12 protein-coding genes are annotated in these 15,221 nt (G+C 71.3%); 7 read left to right on the top strand and 5 right to left on the bottom strand.

Features of this window, described 5'->3' with window-relative positions:
* Window positions 1-88: 88 nt before the first annotated feature.
* Together ACIBBH_RS27905 and ACIBBH_RS27900 are read right to left on the bottom strand one after the other, a co-directional pair.
* Window positions 89-1,477: a M16 family metallopeptidase gene (locus ACIBBH_RS27905; RefSeq protein WP_399409186.1), complete on the bottom strand. Its 1,389-nt coding sequence runs from the start codon at window positions 1,475-1,477 to the stop codon at window positions 89-91.
* Window positions 1,474-2,877: a M16 family metallopeptidase gene (locus ACIBBH_RS27900; RefSeq protein WP_399409184.1), complete on the bottom strand. Its 1,404-nt coding sequence runs from the start codon at window positions 2,875-2,877 to the stop codon at window positions 1,474-1,476. The genes ACIBBH_RS27905 and ACIBBH_RS27900 overlap by 4 nt, the downstream gene beginning before the upstream one ends.
* A 278-nt stretch (window positions 2,878-3,155) precedes the next feature.
* Here ACIBBH_RS27900 and ACIBBH_RS27895 point away from each other — a divergent pair, with 278 nt between their 5' ends.
* Window positions 3,156-5,615 carry a DNA topoisomerase (ATP-hydrolyzing) subunit A gene (locus ACIBBH_RS27895; RefSeq protein ID WP_399409182.1) on the top strand — a complete coding sequence of 820 codons (2,460 nt, stop codon included), beginning with the start codon at window positions 3,156-3,158 and terminating at the stop codon, window positions 5,613-5,615.
* A 134-nt stretch (window positions 5,616-5,749) separates the two neighbouring features.
* Here the strand turns inward: ACIBBH_RS27895 and ACIBBH_RS27890 are convergent, their stop codons facing one another.
* On the bottom strand, window positions 5,750-6,823 hold the full coding sequence (locus tag ACIBBH_RS27890) for a CobW family GTP-binding protein (protein WP_399409180.1): 1,074 nt from the start codon (window positions 6,821-6,823) through the stop codon (window positions 5,750-5,752).
* Window positions 6,824-7,211: 388 nt separating this feature from the next.
* Between ACIBBH_RS27890 and ACIBBH_RS27885 the strand changes: the two genes are divergently transcribed.
* Window positions 7,212-7,400 carry a hypothetical protein gene (locus tag ACIBBH_RS27885; RefSeq protein WP_399409178.1) on the top strand — a complete coding sequence of 63 codons (189 nt, stop codon included), beginning with the start codon at window positions 7,212-7,214 and terminating at the stop codon, window positions 7,398-7,400.
* A 162-nt stretch (window positions 7,401-7,562) separates the two neighbouring features.
* Window positions 7,563-8,090, top strand: a complete 528-nt coding sequence (locus ACIBBH_RS27880; RefSeq protein ID WP_399409176.1) for a DUF6082 family protein — start codon at window positions 7,563-7,565, stop codon at window positions 8,088-8,090.
* Window positions 8,091-8,116: 26 nt separating this feature from the next.
* Here the strand turns inward: ACIBBH_RS27880 and ACIBBH_RS27875 are convergent, their stop codons facing one another.
* Window positions 8,117-9,283: a citrate synthase/methylcitrate synthase gene (locus ACIBBH_RS27875; protein ID WP_399409174.1), complete on the bottom strand. Its 1,167-nt coding sequence runs from the start codon at window positions 9,281-9,283 to the stop codon at window positions 8,117-8,119.
* Window positions 9,284-9,383: 100 nt separating this feature from the next.
* Between ACIBBH_RS27875 and ACIBBH_RS27870 the strand changes: the two genes are divergently transcribed.
* The 4 genes from ACIBBH_RS27870 to ACIBBH_RS27855 all read left to right on the top strand — a co-directional run bounded on the left by ACIBBH_RS27870 (window position 9,384) and on the right by ACIBBH_RS27855 (window position 14,083).
* Window positions 9,384-10,640, top strand: a complete 1,257-nt coding sequence (locus tag ACIBBH_RS27870) for a citrate/2-methylcitrate synthase (protein WP_399409172.1) — start codon at window positions 9,384-9,386, stop codon at window positions 10,638-10,640.
* 54 nt (window positions 10,641-10,694) lie between these two features.
* Complete coding sequence (locus ACIBBH_RS27865; RefSeq protein WP_399409170.1) at window positions 10,695-11,636, top strand: sucrase ferredoxin; 942 nt, start codon at window positions 10,695-10,697, stop codon at window positions 11,634-11,636.
* A gap of 99 nt (window positions 11,637-11,735) precedes the next feature.
* On the top strand, window positions 11,736-13,406 hold the full coding sequence (locus ACIBBH_RS27860; protein WP_399409167.1) for an ATP-binding protein: 1,671 nt from the start codon (window positions 11,736-11,738) through the stop codon (window positions 13,404-13,406).
* Window positions 13,403-14,083 (top strand): response regulator, encoded by a 681-nt coding sequence (locus ACIBBH_RS27855; RefSeq protein ID WP_399409166.1) that lies wholly within the window; start codon window positions 13,403-13,405, stop codon window positions 14,081-14,083. Before ACIBBH_RS27860 ends, ACIBBH_RS27855 begins: the two co-directional genes overlap by 4 nt.
* A gap of 18 nt (window positions 14,084-14,101) precedes the next feature.
* Here ACIBBH_RS27855 and ACIBBH_RS27850 read toward each other — a convergent pair whose 3' ends face one another.
* Window positions 14,102-15,172, bottom strand: a complete 1,071-nt coding sequence (locus tag ACIBBH_RS27850) for an ABC transporter substrate-binding protein (protein ID WP_399409164.1) — start codon at window positions 15,170-15,172, stop codon at window positions 14,102-14,104.
* Between the last annotated feature and the right edge of the window lie 49 nt (window positions 15,173-15,221).

Genomic DNA, 15,221 nt, shown 5'->3' with positions numbered 1-15,221 from the left:
CGTCTCAATTCGGACATGCAGCGGGCCACATGGGGAACAAAGGGGCCCCGGTGATCCCGTCGGTCACCAGGGCCCCACGCGCGTGCCGCTACTCGGCGGACACGACGGACACTTCACCGAGACCGAGTGCCTCGACCGGCTCCTTGATCTGCGCCGCGTCCCCGACCAGGACCGTCACCAGACGGTCCACCGGGAAGGCGTTCACGACCGCCGCGGTGGCCTCCACGGTGCCGGTCGCGGCCAGCTGCCGGTACAGCGTCGCCTGGAAGTCGTCGGGCAGGTGCTGCTCGACCTGGTCGGCCAGCGTGCTCGCCACTGCCGCCGCCGTCTCGTACTTCAGCGGCGCCACCCCGACGAGGTTCTGCACGGCCACGTCACGCTCGGCGTCGGTGAGCCCCTCCGCGGCGAGCGTGCGCAGGACCGTCCACAGGTCGTGCAGCGCCGGGCCGGTGTTCGGGGTGTCCACGGAGCCGCTGATGGCGAGCATCGAGGCGCCGTTGCCCTCGGGGCCGGACCTGAGGACCTGCCCGAACGCGCGGACGCCGTAGGTGTAGCCCTTCTCCTCGCGCAGGACGCGGTCCAGGCGGGAGGTGAGGGTGCCGCCGAGGCAGTACGTGCCGAGCACCTGGGCGGGCCACACGCGGTCGTGCCGGTCGGGACCGACGCGGCCGATGAGCAGCTGCGTCTGGACGGCGCCGGGGCGGTCGACGATGACGACGCGGCCGGTGTCGTCGGCGGTCACCGGCGGCACGGGACGCGGCTGGGCCGCGGAGCCGCTCCACGCGCCCAGGGTGTCGCCGAGCAGCCCGTCCAGGTCGATGCCGGTGAGGTCGCCGACCACCACGGCGGTGGCGGTGACGGGCCGCACGTGCCGCTCGTAGAAGGCCCGCACGGTTGCCGAGTCGATCTTGGCGACCGTGTCCTCGGTGCCCTGGCGCGGCCGGGACATGCGCGAGGTCGCCGGGAATAGCTGCCGGGACAGCTCCTTGGCGGCCCGGCGGGAGGGGTTGGCCAGCTCGTGCGGGATCTCGTCGAGGCGGTTGCGCACCAGCCGCTCGACCTCGCTGTCGGCGAACGCGGGCGCCCTGAGGGCGTCGGAGAGCAGGTCGAGCGCCTTGCCGAGCCGGGAGGCCGGGACCTCCAGGCTGAGGCGCACTCCGGGGTGGTCGGCGTGCGCGTCGAGGGTGGCGCCGCAGCGCTCCAGCTCGGCGGCGAACTCCTCGGCGGAGTGCTTGTCGGTGCCCTCGGAGAAGGCGCGCGCCATGATCGTGGCGACGCCGTCGAAGCCGGCCGGCTCGGCGTCCAGGGGCGCGTCCAGGAGCACCTCCACGGCGACGACCTGCTGACCCGGGCGGTGGCAGCGCAGCACGGTCAGGCCGTTGTCGAGCGCGCCGCGCTCGGGGGCCGGGAACGCCCAGGGCCTGGCCTCGCCCGCCTGGGGCTGCGGGTGGAACTCCATAGCGGCGAGCTCGCTCACTTGGCCGCCTCCTCGTTCTCGTCGCCGGCTTCCACGGTTGCCTCGGCCTCGGGGTCTTCGGGGGGATCCGCGTCCTCGGTGTGTTCGGCGGCCTCGGCGGAGACCGGCTCGTACACCAGCACCGCGCGGTTGTCGGGGCGCAGGCGGGCCTTGGCGACCTCCTGGACCTCCTCGGGGGTCACCTCCAGGACGCGCTGGACGGCGGTGAGGGCGAGCTTCGGGTCGCCGAACAGGACCGCGTACCGGCACAGTTCGTCGGCGCGGCCCGCGACCGTGCCGAGCCGGTCCAGCCACTCGCGCTCCAACTGGGCCTGGGCGCGCTCCATCTCCTCGGGCGTGGGGCCCTCCTCGGCGAACCGGGCGAGCTCCTCGTCGATCGCGGTCTCGATGACCGGCACCTCGACGTCGCCGGAGGTCTTCACGTCCAGCCACCCCAGGGAGGGCGCCCCGGCCAGCCGCAGCAGACCGAACCCGGCCGTCACCGCCGTACGGTCGCGTCGAACCAGCCGGTTGTAGAGACGGGAGGACTCACCGCCGCCGAGGACGGTCAGCGCCAGGTCGGCCGCGTCGCACGCGCGCGTGCCGTCGTGCGGGAGCCGGTAGGCGGCCATCAGGGCGCGCGCCGGGACCTCCTCGACGACGACCTCGCGCAGCTGCCCGCCGATGATCTCCGGCAGCGAGCCGTCGCGCGGCGCGGGCTTGCCGTCATGGGCGGGGATCGAGCCGAAGTACTTCTCGATCCAGGCCAGGGTCTGCCGGGGGTCGATGTCGCCGACGACGGAGAGGACCGCGTTGTTGGGCGCGTAGTACGTGCGGAAGAACGCGCGCGCGTCCTCCAGCGTGGCCGCGTCCAGGTCGGCCATGGAGCCGATCGGCGTGTGGTGGTAGGGGTGGCCGTCCGGGTAGGCGAGGGCGGTGAGCCGCTCGAAGGCCGTGCCGTACGGGACGTTGTCGTACCGCTGCCGGCGCTCGTTCTTGACGACGTCCCGCTGGTTCTCCATGGACTCGTCGTCGAGGGCGGCGAGCAGCGAGCCCATGCGGTCGGCCTCCAGCCAGAGGGCGAGTTCCAGCTGGTGGGCGGGCATGGTCTCGAAGTAGTTGGTGCGCTCGAAGCTGGTGGTGCCGTTGAGCGAGCCGCCGGCGCCCTGCACCAGCTCGAAGTGACCGTTGCCCGTCACCTGCCCCGAGCCCTGGAACATCAGGTGCTCGAAGAGGTGAGCCAGACCGGTACGCCCCTTGACTTCGTGGCGGGAGCCGACGTCGTACCAGAGGCAGACCGCCGCGACCGGGGTCAGGTGGTCCTCGGAGAGCACCACGCGCAGACCGTTGGCCAGCCGGTGCTCGGTCGCTGTCAGGCCCCCGGAGCCTGCCTCGGCTGTGGTCGTGTGACCCATGGGCATGTACGTCCCTTCGATCGCGAGGCGGTCGTGAGACCGCGGTCTTCCTGCCGGTCCTGCCACTGTATGCAAGCGTGCGGACCCTGGGCGAAGTTCCCGCAGCACGTACGCCCACAGCGGATCGCGTAGCCTGCGGGCAGCCGTGCCGCGGACGCCCGACCGCGGTGCCCCCGGTGCCGATCAGGACCGCCGGTACCGGGTGCTGGCCCGGGCTGTCAGTGCCGCGGTCCACAATGGTCCGCGTCAGATCCGTCAATCGCTTCAGCAAGGAGCCGGCAGCGATGGCCCGCCGCAGCACGAAGACCCCGCCGCCCGACGACTCGTACGAGGAGAGGATCCTCGACATCGACGTCGTGGACGAGATGCGTGGCTCCTACCTCGAGTACGCGTACTCGGTCATCTACTCGCGCGCCCTGCCGGACGCCCGCGACGGCCTCAAGCCCGTACAACGCCGCATCGTCTACCAGATGAACGAGATGGGCCTGCGCCCCGAGCGGGGATACGTGAAGTGCGCCCGCGTCGTCGGCGACGTCATGGGCAAGCTCCACCCGCACGGTGACGCGTCGATCTACGACGCGCTGGTGCGCATGGCGCAGCCCTTCACGATGCGCGTGCCCCTGGTGGACGGCCACGGCAACTTCGGCTCGCTGGGCAACGACGACCCGCCGGCGGCCATGCGGTACACCGAGTGCCGGATGGCCGAGGTGACGAGCCTGATGACCGAGTCGATCGACGAGGACACCGTCGACTTCGTCCCCAACTACGACGGCCAGGAGCGGGAGCCGGTGGCCCTGCCCGCCGCCTTCCCGAACCTGCTGGCCAACGGCGCCTCGGGGATCGCGGTCGGCATGGCCACGAACATGCCGCCGCACAACCTGCGCGAGGTGATCGCGGCCGCCCGCCACCTGATCAGGCACCCGAACGCCGACCTCGACGCCCTGATGCGGCACGTCCCGGGCCCCGACCTGCCCACCGGCGGCCGGATCGTCGGCCTGGACGGCATCCGGGACGCGTACGAGACGGGCCGCGGCACCTTCAAGATCCGCGCCACGGTGGCGGTGGAGACCGTCACGGCCCGCCGCAAGGGCCTGGTCGTCACGGAGCTGCCCTTCACCGTGGGTCCGGAGAAGGTGATCGCCAAGATCAAGGATCTGGTCGGCTCGAAGAAGCTGCAGGGCATCGCCGACGTCAAGGACCTCACCGACCGCCAGCACGGCCTGCGCCTGGTCATCGAGATCAAGAACGGCTTCGTCCCGGAGGCCGTTCTGGAGCAGCTCTACAAGCTGACGCCGATGGAGGAGTCCTTCGGCATCAACAACGTCGCCCTGGTCGACGGCCAGCCGCTCACCCTGGGCCTGAAGGAGCTCCTCGAGGTCTACCTCGACCACCGCTTCGACGTCGTCCGGCGGCGCAGCGAGTTCCGCCGCGGCAAGCGCCGCGACCGCCTGCACCTGGTCGAGGGCCTGCTCACGGCGCTGGTGGACATCGACGAGGTCATCCGCCTGATCCGCTCCAGCGAGAACTCCGCGCAGGCGAAGGAGCGCCTGATGGAACGCTTCTCCCTGAGCGACATCCAGACGCAGTACATCCTCGACACGCCGCTGCGGCGCCTCACCAAGTACGACCGCATCGAGCTGGAGGCGGAGAAGGACCGGCTGAACGCGGAGATCGAGGAGCTGACCCGGATCCTGGAGTCGGACGCCGAGCTGCGCAAGCTGGTCTCGGCCGAACTGGCGAACGTGGCCAAGAAGTTCGGCACCGACCGGCGCACGGTCCTGCTGGAGTCGGCGGCCACCACGACGGCGACCGTCCCGCTGCAGGTGGCGGACGACCCGTGCCGCGTGCTGCTGTCGTCGACGGGTCTGCTGGCCCGTACTGCGAACAGCGAGCCCTTCGCGGAGGACGCCCACGTCCGCCGGACCAAGCACGACGTGATCGTCTCGGCGGTCCCGGCGACCGCGCGCGGCGAGGTGGGCGCGGTGACGTCGGCCGGCCGGCTGCTGCGGATCAACGTGGTCGACCTGCCGCAGCTGCCCGACACGGCGACGGCGCCGAACCTCGCCGGGGGCGCGCCGCTGGCGGAGTTCGTCTCCCTGGAGGACGACGAGACGGTGATCTGCCTGACCACGCTGGACGAGTCGTCGCCGGGCCTGGCGATCGGCACGGAGCAGGGCGTGGTCAAGCGCGTGGTCCCCGACTACCCGTCCAACAAGGAGGAGCTGGAGGTCATCACGCTCAAGGAGGGCGACCGGATCGTCGGCGCGGTGGAGCTGCGCACCGGGGAGGAGGACCTGGTGTTCATCACCGACGACGCCCAGCTGCTGCGCTTCCAGGCGTCCATCGTCCGCCCGCAGGGCCGCCCCGCCGGTGGCATGGCGGGCATCAAGCTCACCGAGGGAGCGAAGGTGATCTCCTTCACCGCCGTCGACCCGGCGGCTGACGCGGTGGTCTTCACGGTGGCGGGCTCGCGCGGCACGCTGGACGACTCCGTGCAGACGACCGCCAAGCTGACCCCGTTCGACCAGTACCCGCGCAAGGGCCGGGCCACCGGCGGCGTGCGCTGCCAGCGGTTCCTGAAGGGCGAGGACTGCCTGTCCTTCGCCTGGGCGGGCCCGGCCCCCGCGCGCGCGGCGCAGAAGGACGGCACGCCCGTCGGACTCCCGGAGCCGGATCCCCGCCGGGACGGTTCGGGTACGTCGCTGCCGAAGACGGTGTGGGTGGTGGCAGGACCGGTGTTCTAGGTCCCGCCGACCACAGGGCCTGTCCGGCGGATCACAAGTCGCAGGAAATGGGCGGTGCCTCATCGACGCTGGTGAGCGGGGCGAAGGTGGTGCCCCGCGCGAGCTGGTTCGAGCGTCGGCTCCCTCCTCCGCCGCTAGACCGGCGGGTCCTCGGAGTCGTACCCCTCCGGATGGTGCTCCTCAGGGGCCTGTACGTAGCGCAGGACGCCCCACATGCCGTGCTCGTCGGCGTGTGGGGCGTCGTTCCGGCACGCCTCGAGTTCCTTGGTGAGGGTGGGGGTGTCGATGCCGGAGCCGATGAGGACGAGCTGGGTGAGGCGGGCGCCGGCGGGCCCCCAGGGCTCCGGGTAGAAGCGCAGGAAGCGGCCGACCGCGTGCACGGCGTACCGGTTGCCGGGGTCGTACGGGCCGAAGTCGACATACCCCTTGATCCGGTAGAGGCCCTCCGGCCGGCTGTCGAGGAAGGCCATCAGCCTGCGCGGTTCGAGGGGGACCTCGGAGACGTAGGAGAGGCTGTCGTACGCGGCGTGCAGGTGGTCGGCGTGCCCGTCGGCGTGCTCGTGCAGGTCGTCGAAGGACAACTGCCCGACGCGCTCCTCGCTCGGCCGGCAGTCGAAGAGGAACTCGGGGTCGATGCGGCCGTAGGTGGCGGGGACCACGGCGGCGCGGTCGGTGAGGGACCGGACCAGGCCGAGGACGCGCTCGCCGTCCGCGGCCCGGTCGAGCTTGTTGACCACGACCAGGTCGGCGAGGGTGAGATGCCGGTCGAGCTCGGGGTGCTTCGCGCGCGTGTCGTGGAACTCGGCGGCGTCGACCACCTCGACCAGACCGCCGTACACGATCCCCGGGTGCTCGCTGGCCAGGACCATGCGCACGAGTTCCTGGGGCTCGGCGAGTCCGCTGGCCTCGATGACGATGACGTCGATGCCGGTGGCGGGATGGGCGAGCCGCTCCAGGTAGAGGTCGAGTTCGTTCGCGTCGACGGCGCAGCACAGGCATCCGTTGCCGAGGGAGACGGTGGAGTCGCCGAGCGCCCCCGCGACCGCCATGGCGTCGATCTCGATGGCCCCGAAGTCGTTGACGATCGCCCCGATGCGGCTGCCTCCGCTGCGGTGGAGGAGATGGTTGAGGAGCGTGGTCTTCCCGGAGCCGAGGAAACCGGCGAGTACGACGACCGGGATCTGCTGCGGACTGCGGCTGTGCCCCAACGTGCGACCTCTCTCACGCGCAAGCGCGCACCGGCTCACGGCCCGGCGCACGGACGGGAATGGAATGCCGGCCCAGGATACGAGCGGGAAGAAACACCGCGAAGTGAACGACTGTCAGCAGGCCTTGCGGTGCAGGCGTTGGGCATGGCGCGGGGCGTGCGGCCCTTGCTTCCCTCCGTGCGTCTCCTCTCCGCCTCCCCGCCGATCAGAGCCGCTCGGCACTCTGGGAGTGCAGCAGCCGCACACAGCGCTTGCCAACCTCTGGTCGCCTTCACCAGTTTGCGGAGTCCCTCGCCCACACCTGTTTGAACACAGCACATCGTTACGGTTGGAAAACATCCGAACAATTGAGCGCCGCATTGGTGCGTCTCCGCGCGAGCGAGGAAGCATGACGGGCGATACCTGCCCAGATTTTTTCGAGCTCAGCGACGGGAACTTCGCCGTCATCGGCACCGACGCGACGGACCAGCTGGAACCGGAACTCCCGGCCGACGCCGCCCGGGCCAAGGACGAGCGCATCATCATCGTGAGCCGCGACATCCTCATCCTGGCCACATCGGATATTCCCGACGCCTGACCGGACTCCGCAAGACTGCACAGCCAACAAGTAGCGCACTCAATACCTCCGAGCGGCTCAGTGAAAGGAGAAGAGGCCCGGGCAGACAGACGCCGGGCCTCGCTCCTCTGCCCTCTGAACGACGACCAAGGACGACTCAGTCGCATCTCCGCGGAGGCACCTGTGGAAACCGATCCGGCACGAGGCCGCGCAGCCGCCCTCATCACATGGCCGGTCACCGGGACAGCGGCGATCGCTGCGGTGTGCCTGGCTTCCATCGCCATCAGTAGCCGGCTGACAGACGGCGTCGAGCGCATGAATGCAAACAGGCGCAGTGCAGTAGAACGAAGTGCTCTCGGTGAATACTTCGGGGGCGTGAGTGCGGTGTTCTCCGGACTCGCCCTCCTCTTACTCGTGGTCACGCTCTTCTGTCAACGAGAATTACGCTTCCAGCGCCAAGAGCTCGCCCACCAGCGACAGGAACTGATTGCCTCTCGCGATGAACTGCGCCGCAGTGCCACATCCGACATGCGAAGTCTTCACGTGCAATTGACCCAGATGGCCATGAACGACGAAACCCTGGCCGACGGGTGGGGCGGCTTCCCCGACGAGGCCCGTTCCGGACGCCGGCAGATGCTTTTGCGAACCTCACCTTCAGCCACTTCGTTCTCGCTCAGAGCTGGGGAAGCTTCTTGGAGAGTGAGCTGCTGACACACGCCCGGGCTCCTCGGGCCGGTTCACATCACTGCCGGCACCACCACGGGCGGCTCCGGGCCCACATACCGCGCCACCGGGCGGATGATCTTCGAGTCCTCCGCCTGTTCCAGGATGTTGGCGCTCCAGCCCACCACGCGCCCCGCCGCGAAGGTGGGCGTGAACATCTCGCGGGGCAGGCCGCACAGTTCCATGACCACGCCCGCGTAGAACTCGACGTTCGTGTGGAGTTCACGCCCGGGCTTCAGCTCGGCGAGGATCGCCTCGACCCGGCGCTCGACCTCGACGGCGAAGTCGACGCGCGGTCCGCCGAAGCCCCGGGCGATGTCGCGGAGCATCCGTGAACGGGGGTCCTCCGTGCGGTAGATCGCGTGCCCGAAGCCCATGACGCGCTCGCCGGCGAGGACGCGTTCCCGGATCCAGGAGTCGATCCGCTCCGGCGTTCCGATGGCGTCCAGGGTGTCGAGGGCACGGCTCGGCGCACCCCCGTGCAGCGGCCCGGAGAGCGCGCCGACGGCTCCCACGAGGCAGGCCGCCACGTCCGCGCCGGTCGACGCGATGACCCGGGCGGTGAAGGTTGACGCGTTGAAGCCGTGATCAATGGTTGAGATCAAGTACTGCTCGATCGCCCGGGCCCGCCGCCGGTCCGGCTCGGAACCGGTCAGCATGTAGAGGTAGTTGGCCGCGTACGAGAGGTCCTCGCGCGGCTCCACCGGATCGAGCCCCCGCCCCAGGCGGTGGAGGGCGGTGAGCAGGGTGGGTACGGCCGCACAGGCGGCGACGGTGTCCGCACGGCGCCGGTCGGCGTCGATGTCGTACACCGGCCGGAACCCCTGCGCCGCGCCCAGCAGCGACAGTGCCGTGCGCATGCCCGCCAGCGGACCGGAGGCGCGGCTCGCCGCCGCGAGGGCGGGCAGGGCGGCCCGCACCTCGTCGGGCAGCCGGCGCAGCGCCGCGGTCTCGGCGGTGAAGGCGGCGCGCCGCTCGGCGTCCGGCAGTTCGCCGTGGACCAGGAGATGCCAGACGTCCTCGAAGCCGCGGTTGCGCGCGAGGTCGACGGCGGAGTACTGGCGGTAGTGGTAGAAGCCCTCGAGTCCCCGGACGTCCCCGATCTCGGTGTCGGTGACGACGACGCCCGCGAGTCCGCGCGGCACGTCGACGAGAGTGGCCGCGGTCCTGTTGATGGACATGTTTCTTCCTCCCTGGACTTGATGTGACTGTCCATGATTGACTCATTAGCTGTCAATATTGATCCAGTCAATGTATCGGGAGGCGGATACCGTGAGCCCCATGCGCGATCAAGACCCCGCTCCCGGCCGTCCCGGGCGTCGGCTGAGCACCAAGGAGACCGCCGAGTTGCTCGGCGTGAAGCCCGAGACCGTGTACGCGTACGTCAGCCGCGGTCAGCTCAGCAGCAGGCGCGAGCCCGGCGGTCGCGGCAGTACCTTCGACGCCAAGGAGGTGACGGCCCTCGCCCGGCGCAACAGGCGGGAAGGTGGCGGCGGTCCGGGCGCCGGCGGTGAGCTGTCCGTACGGACCCGCATCACGCTCATCGACAAGGACCGGTACTTCTACCGGGGCGTCGACGCCACCGAGCTCGCCGCGCGCCACTCCTACGAGGAGGTGGCAGAGTGGCTGTGGACCGGGCGGATGTGCCCGGGCGTCGCCTTCACCGCGCCCGAACCGGCCGTCGCAGTCGCCCGCCGCGCGGTGCGGGCCCTGCCCGAGCACACCTCCCCCACCGACCGGCTGCGGGTCGCGGCCATCGCCGCCGCCGCCGAGGACCCGCTGCGCTTCGACCTGTCGGAGGAGGCCGTACTCAACACCGCGCGCGTGCTCATCCCCACCCTCGTCGCAGCCCTGCCACCGCAGCCCTTCGCCCACCTGAACGACGGCCCCCTGGCCCACCGGCTCTGGGGCCGGCTCACGGGGCACGAGGCCGACGACGCGTCCCTGCGCGTCCTGGACACGGCACTCGCCCTGCTCGCCGACCACGACCTGGCCGCATCGACGCTCGCCGTACGCGTGGCCGCCTCGGCCCGCGCGCACGCCTACGCGGCCGTCTCGGCCGGACTCGGGGTGATCGAGGGCCCGTTGCACGGCGCGGCCAGCGGCCTCGCCCACCGGCTGCTGCTCGACGTACTGGACCAGGGCACCGCCGTGCCGGTGATCGCGGACGAGCTCCGCGCCGGCCGCCGCATCCCCGGACTGGGCCACCGGCTCTACACGGGCGAGGATCCACGCGCGCGTGTCCTGTTCGGCCTTCTGGAGCAGGTCCCGAAAGCCGAACCCGCCCTCCTCGCGGCCCGCGACATCGTCGCCACCACCGCCCGCCACACACCGCTGCACGCCAACGTCGACCTGGCCCTCGCCGTGCTCACGGTCGCCACCGGCATGCCCGCCAGCGCGGGCGAGACGGTCTTCGCCGTCGCCCGGATCGCGGGCTGGATCGCCCACGCCCTGGAGGAGTACGGGGAGCGCCCGCTGCGCATGCGCCCCAGCGGCCACTACGTCGGTCCGCAGCCGCCTCAGCCCCTGCCCGAGTAGGACACAAGGGCGGCGGGAAGTCACCACGAGGCAAGTCAGGTTAGGCTCACCTGTGTGAGTAGGTGTGCGACCGTCTCCCGGAGCCTCGACGAACCCGTTTCCGGCACCGCGGCCACCGCGACAACGTGGCTGCTGCTGGAACAAACCGGCCCGTGGGGTGTCAAGGCGCTCACTTCGAGCCACCTCGACCCCGCGCTGGGCCGCGCTCTGGAGGCCGCCGCCGAGGGCACGGGCGTCCGGATCGCGCTCATCCGGCGCCCCGGCCGCCACGCCGATTCCGGGACGCCCGCCGTGCGCCACGTGTACGTGGCGCACACGGTCCCCGGGAACGTGTGGCTGCACCACGCCACCACCCGCGATCCGCGCCGTCTGCTCGACCTCGACTTCGCCGCCCTGGGTGCCGGTGACCACCGGAGCTTCGGCTCGGCACTCGGAGGCCGGCCGCACTCCGGCGGCCCGCTCGCCCTCGTCTGCACCAACGGCAAGCGCGACCGCTGCTGCGCCCTCCTGGGCCGCCCTCTCGCCGCCGAACTGGCCACCTCCGGAGTGCGGGGCATCTGGGAGGTCACTCATCTGGGTGGACATCGCTTCTCCCCGACGGTGCTCGTACTGCCGTACGGATACGCGTACGGCCGAGCCGAGGCCCACGCCGTCAAGGAGGTCCTGCACGGCGTCCAGCAGGGCCGTGTCGTCGCCGAGGGGTGCCGCGGGCGGTCCGCCTGGGAGCGGCCCGGGCAGGCGGCCGAACTGGCCGTGCGCTCGGCCACGGGCGAGTACGCGGCCGACGCGCTGAGCGTCGTACGGACGGACGGCGCGGCGCCGCGCTGGCAGGTGATCGTCGCCCACTCCGACGGCCGCCACTGGCGGGTCATCGTCGCCCAGGGCGCCTCGCTGCCGCCCCGCCCGGAGAGCTGCGGGGCCTCGGTGCTCGGCTCACCGGCCCGGATGGACGTGGTGGCGGTCCATGCGCTGACGGCGGCGGGGCTGGCGGGCTGAGCGCTCCGCGCGCGGGATCACCGTTTTCTCAAGAACTGGTCAAGAGATCCACGCCACACCCCTTCGGCAGCGCCCGCCCGTCCACGTACCGTCGTGGTCATGAGCCCCACTCCCCCCGCACGCCGTCGGCGCATCGGTCTGCCACGGCGGGTGTTCTCGCAGGTCCTGCTGATGCAGGTGGCGATCGCCGCGGGAGTCGCGGTACTCGCGACCGGGCTGTTCCTGGCACCGCTGAGCAAACAGCTCGACCAGGAGGCGATGCGCCGCGCGCTCGCGATCGCGCAGACCACCGCGCAGGACCCGAAGATCGCCCAGGAGGTCAGGAGCACCCCGCCCAGTGTCGACGGACCGGTGCAGAAGGAGGCGGAGCGCATCCGCCTGGCCACCCGCGCCGAGTACATCGTGGTGATGGACCGGCGGGGGGTGCGCTGGTCGCACACCGATCCGAAGCAGATCGGCGGCATCGTCTCCACCGACCCCAGCAAGGCCCTCGCCGGCAAGGAGGTCATGGAGATAGACAGCGGCACCCTGGGCCGCTCCGCCCGCGGCAAGGTGCCGCTGTACGACGCCGGCCACCGGATCATCGGAGCGGTCTCGGTCGGCATCGCGTACGACAGCGTGCGGGCGCGGCTGATCAACGCGATCCCGGGGCTGTTCGCGTACGCGGGCGGCGCCCTCGCGGTGGGCGCGCTGGCCGCCTGGCTGATCTCCCGCAGGGTGCAGCGGCAGACCCGGGACCTGGCCTTCTCGGACATATCGGCGCTGCTCGCGGAGCGCGAGGCGATGCTGCACGGCATCCGGGAGGGCGTCGTCGCCCTCGACCGCGCGGGCCGCATCCGCCTGCTCAACGACGAGGCGCGGCGCCTGCTCGGCCTCGGTGACGAGGCCGTCGGCCGGTCCCTGGACGAGGCGCTCGGCGCAGGTCGTACGACCGACGTGCTGGCAGGCCGGGTGACCGGCACCGACCTGCTCACCGTGCGCGGCCAGCGGGTGCTGCTCGCCAACCGCATGCCCACCGACGACGGCGGCGCGGTGGCCACCCTGCGCGACCGCACGGAGCTGGAGCAGCTCGGCCGCGAACTCGACTCCACCCGCGGCCTGATCGACGCCCTGCGCGCCCAGGACCACGAGCACGCCAACCGCATGCACACGCTGCTGGGCCTGCTCGAGCTGGAGATGTACGACGACGCCGTGGAGTTCGTCGGCGAGGTGGTCGGCGACCACCGGGTCACCGCCGAGCAGGTCACCGAGAAGGTCCAGGACCCGCTGCTGGCCGCCCTGCTGGTCGGCAAGGCGACCGTCGCGGCCGAGCGCGGGGTGGCCCTGTGGGTCTCCGACCGGACCCGGCTGCCGGACCGGCTGATCGACCCCAGGGGGCTGGTCACGGTCGTGGGCAACCTGGTGGACAACGCGCTCGACGCCGTCGCGGGCACCCCGCACGCGCGCGTGGAGGTCGAGTTGCGCGCCGAGGGGCGGACGGCCGTCCTCAGGGTGCGCGACACGGGGCCCGGGATCCCGGCGGAGCAACGGGAGCTGATCTTCACCGAGGGGTGGTCCACCAAGAAGCCGCCCGCGCACGGCAAGCGTGGTCTGGGGCTGTCCCTGGTACGCCGGTTCGCCGAGCGGCAAGGCGGGAGCGCGACGGTCGGCGAGGCGGACGGCGGCGGCGCGGAGTTCACGGTCCTACTGCCGGAGGCACTGAGCGAACCGGGTCTGGAGCCGGCCCTCACGGCGACCGCGCCGAACGCTGCCGAGGAGGAGGCGCGATGATCGAGGTCCTTGTCGTGGACGACGACGTCCGGGTCGCCCGGGTCAACGCCGCCTACGTGGAGAAGGTTCCGGGCTTCCATGTGGCCGGCGAGGCGCACAGCGCGGCCGAGGCCCTGCGCCGGCTGGAGACGCTGCCGCGGCTGGACCTGGTGCTCATGGACCACTACCTGCCCGACGAGACGGGCCTGGCGGTGGTGCGGGAGATGCGCCACCGAGGCCACCAGACCGACGTGATCATGGTGACGGCCGCCCGGGACGTGTCGACCGTACAGGCGGCGATGCGGCAGGGCGCCCTGCAGTACCTGGTGAAGCCGTTCGCTTTCGCGGGGCTGCGGGCGAAGCTCGAGGCGTACGCGCAGCTGCGCCGCACCCTCGACGGCGGCGGCGAGGCCGAACAGGCGGAGGTGGACCGCATCTTCGGGGCGCTGTCCGCGCCGTCGGAGCCCGAACTGCCCAAGGGGCACTCCCCCACCACCGCCGAGCTGGTGCGCCAGTCCCTGATGAACGCCGAGGGTCCGCTGTCGGCGCAGGAGATCGCCGAGCGGACCGGGGTGAGCCGGCAGACCGCCCAGCGCTATCTGAAGCTGCTGGAGCGCACCGGCCGGGCCAGGCTGACCCTCAAGTACGGCGACGCGGGCCGCCCGGAACACCGTTACGTGTGGGCGACCCGCGCGTGACCGGGCCCGCGCGGTCCGTCAGCCCGCGGACTTCGCGGCCGTCTCGACGAATTCGGTCGTGTACGTCTTGCTCAGGTCCACCTTGGCGTTCTTGATGTTGGGGTTGAACGCCTTGAGGACCTTCTCGACGGTCTCGGGGCCGTTCGTGGGCATCACCCCGTCGTCGGTGAACATCGGCAGGGTGCTCTTGACGGCCTGGGCGTACAGCGTCTTGTCGCCCTGGGAGTAGTCGGCGGGCATCTTGGCCGCGATCTCGGAGGCGCTGTGGGTCGACATCCACTTGAGCGTCTTGACGAATGCGTTGACCAGCTTCTGGACGGTGTCCTTGTGGCCGTTCACCCAGTCCGTCTGCATGTACAGACTGGACGACGGGTACGGGCCGCCCAGCGCCTCCTGCGAGCCCTCGGGCGTCCGCATGTCGAGGAGGACCTTTCCGGCCTTCTTGTCCAGGATCGTGGCGACGGTCGGGTCGGTCGTCATACCGGCGTCGATCGAGCCCTGCTGCAGCGCCGAGATGAACGTCGGACCCGCGCCCACGGCGACCGGGGTGAACTCGCTGACCTTCACGCCGTTCTTGACCGCGAGGTACTTGGTGAGGAAGTCGGTCGATGCACCGAGACCGGTGATGCCGAGCTTCTTGCCCTTGAAGTCCTTCGGCGAGGTGATGTCGCCCGCCTTCTTGGTGGAGACGACCTCCACCTCGCCGGGGGCGCGCGAGAACTGGACGACGGACTCCACGGCCTTGCCCTTCGTCTGGAGGTCGAGGGTGTGGTCGTAGAAGCCGACGGCGCCCTGGACCTGGCCGGAGACGAGCGCGGTCTCGGCCTGGACACCGGCGGGCTCGCTGAGCAGTTCCACGTCGAGGCCCTCGGAGTCGAAGTAGCCGAGGCGCTGGGTGAGCATCGCCGGCAGGTAGATGACCTTGTCCAGGCCACCGACCATGATCTTGACCTTCGTGCCCTTGCCGTCGCCCTTGCTGCCGGCGTCGGCGGAGGTGCTGCTCGCCGCGTCATTGGCGCAGGCGGTGAGCGAGGAGAGGGCGAGCAGGCCGGAGGCGGCGAGCGAGGCGTATCTGGCGGTCTTGCGCATGGCGGTTCACGTCCTTGTGAGAGGGCGGTGCGGGGGGAAGGGGGGTGTC

This window comes from Streptomyces sp. NPDC051636 (genome assembly GCF_044453765.1).
Lineage (GTDB): Bacteria > Actinomycetota > Actinomycetes > Streptomycetales > Streptomycetaceae > Streptomyces.
Note: the sequence above shows the minus strand (reverse complement) of the source record. Positions and strands in the feature narration are given on the sequence as shown.